We start from the raw sequence: 5,004 nt of genomic DNA, 5'->3' as shown, positions 1-5,004 counted from the left end.
CTAGCCACATGCTGTGGATTTACTCCCCTAGCACGAGCAGCACTTATGATTGTATTTTTGTGCTTACTAATTAGATCAAGAGCAGCTTGCCCCTTTTGTGCACCCTCTTCAACCGCCTCCGCCTTCTCCGTAGCCGCCTTCAACACCCACCCCAAAACCCGATCAAACGAACTCGGATTCGGCTCCGTATCATCCGCCCCGCGACTATCACCCCCAACCGCCTTCACCGTCGCATCAAACGCCAACTTCTTACCGGCCACATCTCCCCACTTGCTCGGTATACCAATCCGCGTAGCCTCATGGTATGAACTCACAAACGCAACCGCACCCGCCTTAAGCGACTGTTTGATCGTACCACCATTCGCATAAGCCACACTCATCGAGATACGGGCCTGCATCGCCGCGTAACACAGCGGTTGACCACCACACGCCACCGCAACCAACACATCCCGTATCGGGCCCGGTATCCGCCCAAACAACCGCCCCTGGGCCCGCACCACCCTTTTTAGAAATCTCCGCCACTCCCGTACGACGTCTCGCACAACGCTGGCGATTTTTTTGAACAGTTTCTTCAGGAAATACCCGGACGGATCAGTATAGCTCAACGGGTTATTTTCTACATAACTGTATCGATTCAACGCCTGCAGATTGGTGATATCTCGCACAAACGGATCGGCACTCAGGAATCGTCCAATCTCCGCATCATAGACCCGCCCGTTCATATGGATCAAAGCCACCGGGTCCATCTGTTCATGGCCGGTAAAGCCTCTGTTGGTCACCGCCGAACCCAGCAGTACCGCATCGATCGTCTGGTTGCGTCGCTGGGCCGTCGTCAGTGTCTCCCAGCTCCCCAACAGATTCTCCAAAAGCCCCAGGCTCGGCGCCCGCCGTTTACCCCAGGGATCAAAGCTGAACTCCTCGGCGATCAGGCCGGACTCGTCGGTGATGGCTCTAGGGGACACTGATAACTTAACAACTTAACCCAACTCATACAGCTATATTATTCGATATCCTTTATGTCGATATTATGCTTTAAACAATAGTCCCTACCTCTTTTTGAGGACTTTGACACCGCGGCCGGGCTTACACCAAGCCTGTCGCCAAGTTGTCGGGTTGTTAACCTCAACTCTCGAACACCCCAAAAGCATATTAGGGCTTTCGCCAGAGACAATGCATTTGAACGTCCTTTTTGCATCAACTGCTCCGACTCTACCTCGACATACTTGCACACCCAACTTATCAGTGTTTCCAGGTCGATGCACTGACGCTTTCTCACTACGCTTTTTTCAAGGTGTATTTCATCCTCCCGCAAGGCTCGTTCCACAAAGTCGCGATCACCCAATATACGCTCGTCCCCTATGCGCAACGTGTGCTCTTTTCGAGCAGAAGTCGCCAACTCCCATCCCCCGTAACTGCGGATAAGCCCACCACCTGATAAATCCGGTGTGCCGCCAGCTTGCAGCCCTTCCTCCATAAACTGGTGATATCGACGTCTGGCTGTGCTCAATCGTTCGCCAAACAGGCCCAACAACGCATTAACTTCCTGCCAGGGCTGCCGATGCCTGCCCAGCATTCCTGAATGTCCCGTCCATCGGTAGTGATCAAGAGCCGATAGCGACTCGACGATCTTAGCCTTTAATGGATTAAGGTGAATATACCGCACCAGTTCCAGTAAATAATTGTCAGCATCACAGAGAATCGATTGGTAGCGGTTCTGAAAAACATAGCCGCTTCTGTGATAACGGCGATTATAACTGCCCGCATAACCGCCTAACAAAGGCGCCATCAATTTACTTAAAGGCTCGGCACCCACCCGAATCAACAAATGGTAGTGGTTTGACATCACAGCCCAGGCTAAGCATTGCGCTCGAACCTGATCCAAAGCCCGCCCCAAGCGCTCCAGGAAATCTTCTTTATCGACATCCTGTTTAAAGATGTAACGACGCTCTAAACCGCGTCCGATCACATGATAACATCCACCCACTATATGCAGCCTTCCTAATCTCGGCATATCCTTTACCCGCTAAAAGTCCTTTTACTTCTCGGCCAAGTTATTAAGTTATCAGTGTCCCCTGGTTACAGTCCCCCAGTCCCTTTGCCCTCGGAACTCCCGTAAGGGTCATTTCTTTACCTTCTTAATCAAGAAAAACAGCAAAAACCCTAACATGAAGAGATAACAAACGAAAGCCGTCACCATCGCCACAGCAAACAAGATCATTCCTCCATTTCTAATCCACTCTTCTTGCAACCATATACCAATCCAAATTAAGAGAAAAAAAAACAGCCCACTGACAATAGAAAAAACTGATATTTTCATCGCACGGTAATAGTATACATTTGATTTTAGTCGTTCCGTTATCCACATGACCAGTTACTTCCCGTATATAGGAGTGGCAAAAATAGTCGATGTATACTGCCCAACACCAGCAGCAGCACCAAATCCAATTCCGGCTTTCGGTGTCAATGTACCACTAAAACTATGTACAGGATTCATCCAATCACCAGCATTTATCACACTACCATCAGCAGTAAAACTTACTCCACCAGCCAAGCCCCATCCAGCGTTCCCTTCAGTAATAATACCTGTAGATGTGCCGCCAGAAATGGGTATTTCCGACCTTGATATACTGCCTGTGACTCCAACGCCAGCAAAGATGCCTGCTCCAGCAAATCCGTTGGCTTGAAATTGTATAAAAGCTTGATACTTGCCAAAGTCTAAAAGATTATCGGGTATTGAAAGACCAATGGAAGTACCACCACCTCCACCGCCACCTAACAAGGCAAGTTGAGGAATACCTGCTTGGAGTGTGGCGTTAACGCCTATAGAAATTTGTGTATAATTATTCTCCCTTTGAGAGAGCTGCGCCTTTTGTGCACCCTCTTCAACCGCCTCCGCCTTCTCCGTAGCCGCCTTCAACACCCACCCCAAAGCCCGATCAAACGAACTCGGATTCGGCTCCGTATCATCCGCCCCGCGACTATCACCCCCAACCACCTTCACCGTCGCATCAAACGCCAACTTCTTACCAGTCACATCCCCCCACTTGCTCGGTATACCAATCCGCGTAGCCTCATGGTATGAACTCACAAACGCAACCGCACCCGCCTTCAGCGACTGTTTGATCGTACCACCATTCGCATAAGCCACACTCATCGAGATACGGGCCTGCATCGCCGCGTAACACAGCGGTTGACCACCACACGCCACCGCAACCAACACATCCCGTATCAGGGGCTAGGGGACACTGATAACTCAACAACTTAACCCAACTCATCCTTTATCGACATCCTTGTGCAAGATGTGACGACGCCCTAAGCTGCGTCCGATCACAGGGTAAAACCCACCTGCTATATAGAGCCTTCCCAACCTTGGCATATCCTTTAACTGCCGAGAGCCCCTTTTATTCTTTGGTTAAATTGTTAAGCTATCAGTGTCCCCTGTTCATACTCAACTATTGTGCTACAAGCTGAAACATATACAGGTTTAATATGTGATTATTGCTACAAGTCCCCCCATTGCTAAACCATATATGAGACAATTTACTTCCCGTGGTGTATGCGGCGAGCAGGCCCGAGATCATTTCCTTATGGTAGGTCTCGACATTAGGTTCCAATTTTAGATGCATACTGTATTGCGCTCCACCCCCACAACCCGCTGGAGCGGGATCTAAAGCCACATGCAAACCACCCTCCCCCAATCTAATTTTCGACACTGTAAATGGCCCTTGTTCAACCGTGTCTGCCAAAGGCACTAGCGAAAACAACCCCATAAAAACTGCCAGCAATACTTTATTAGTCATAAACGTTCCTCAGTGGAATTTGATTCATTCGACGTCGCTTTCTGCTTTAGGAAAAAGGGACAGACCACGTTTCTAATATAATGAGGAATCCCTTTTACACTGACTCTTGCCCTCCTTGGCATAAGTTTCTCCTTTATATACCGTTAAATACTCTATATCTGCATGCTTTAACAAAAGAAAAACGAAAAAATGTGGTCTGTCCCCTATTTGCTCCAGGCTAAGCATTGCGCACGAACCTGATCCAAAGCCCGCCCCAAGCGCTCCAGGAAATCTTCTTTATCGACATCCTGTTTAAAGATGTAGCGACGCTCTAAGCCGCGTCCTATAACATGGTAATATCCACCTGCTAAATGCAGCCGGCTTAATCTCGGCATATCCTTTACCCGCTAAAAGTCCTTTTACTTCTCGGCCAAGTTATTAAGTTATCAGTGTCCCCTGGTTACATCCAGGTCTCCAAGGGGTGTTTGGTGTTAACCGCCGAGTAGTAAAACAAAGCCTCGGCAAGGTCGCTTGCCGGGGCTTATCATGGGGGTCCAGCTAAAATTGCTCTATTGAGTGAACTGTCCCCAGAACTCCTAGGCAATCGAAATCACGGATTCAGGTTATTAAGTTATCAGTGTCCCCTATCCTCGAAGGTGAATATACCGCACCAGTTCCAGTAAATAATTATCAGCATCACAGAGAATCGATTGGTAGCGGTTCTGAAAAACATAGCCGCTTCTGTGATAACGGCGATTATAACTGCCCGCATAACCGCCTAACAAAGGCGCCATCAATTTACTTAAAGGCTCGGCACCCACCCGAATCAACAAATGGTAGTGGTTTGACATCACAGCCCAGGCTAAGCATTGCGCTCGAACCTGATCCAAAGCCCGCCCCAAGCGCTCCAGGAAATCTTCTTTATCGACATCCTGTTTAAAGATGTAGCGACGCTCTAAGCCGCGTCCTATAACATGGTAATATCCACCTGCTAAATGCAGCCGGCCTAATCTCGGCATATCCTTTACCCGCTAAAAGTCCTTTTACTTCTCGGCCAAGTTATTAAGTTATCAGTGTCCCCTGGCTACACAGAACTCAGAACTCCACATTAAGTTATCAGTGTCCCCTATTCCCCTGTGTCCCCTATTCCTCCTTATATTCCCTTCACCTGACTGATCTTATTGATCGAAAAAGCAAAGAATATCAACCATAGAGAAGCATAACC

At 48.6% G+C, this 5,004-nt stretch carries 5 protein-coding genes; all 5 read right to left on the bottom strand.

What is annotated here, in order from left to right; all coding sequences use genetic code 11:
• Positions 1–962, bottom strand: a 962-nt coding sequence (locus tag FKG94_RS28400; RefSeq protein WP_142930328.1) for an RHS repeat domain-containing protein, incomplete at its 3' end; no start/stop codon positions are given.
• 38 nt (positions 963–1,000) lie between these two features.
• Complete coding sequence (locus tag FKG94_RS28395) at positions 1,001–2,011, bottom strand: transposase (protein WP_142930327.1); 1,011 nt, start codon at positions 2,009–2,011, stop codon at positions 1,001–1,003.
• Between the two features lie 360 nt (positions 2,012–2,371).
• The gene (locus tag FKG94_RS28390) at positions 2,372–3,220 is read right to left on the bottom strand and encodes a hypothetical protein (RefSeq protein ID WP_142930326.1); all 849 of its coding nucleotides are present in this window, start codon (positions 3,218–3,220) and stop codon (positions 2,372–2,374) included.
• Between the two features lie 232 nt (positions 3,221–3,452).
• Positions 3,453–3,800, bottom strand: coding sequence for a hypothetical protein (locus FKG94_RS28385; protein ID WP_142930325.1), 348 nt, complete (start codon positions 3,798–3,800; stop codon positions 3,453–3,455).
• Between the two features lie 623 nt (positions 3,801–4,423).
• On the bottom strand, positions 4,424–4,798 hold the full coding sequence (locus FKG94_RS28380) for a transposase (RefSeq protein WP_142930324.1): 375 nt from the start codon (positions 4,796–4,798) through the stop codon (positions 4,424–4,426).
• Between the last annotated feature and the right edge of the window lie 206 nt (positions 4,799–5,004).

It is taken from the genome of Exilibacterium tricleocarpae (assembly GCF_007004655.1).
GTDB lineage: Bacteria > Pseudomonadota > Gammaproteobacteria > Pseudomonadales > Cellvibrionaceae > Exilibacterium > Exilibacterium tricleocarpae.
Note: the sequence above shows the minus strand (reverse complement) of the source record. Positions and strands in the feature narration are given on the sequence as shown.

Coding starts and splice junctions, on each gene's coding strand:
- FKG94_RS28380 (WP_142930324.1), bottom strand. CDS start 4,798: ATGCCGAGATTAGGCCGGCTGCATTTAGCAGGTGGATATTACCATGTT.
- FKG94_RS28395 (WP_142930327.1), bottom strand. CDS start 2,011: ATGCCGAGATTAGGAAGGCTGCATATAGTGGGTGGATGTTATCATGTG.
- FKG94_RS28385 (WP_142930325.1), bottom strand. CDS start 3,800: ATGACTAATAAAGTATTGCTGGCAGTTTTTATGGGGTTGTTTTCGCTA.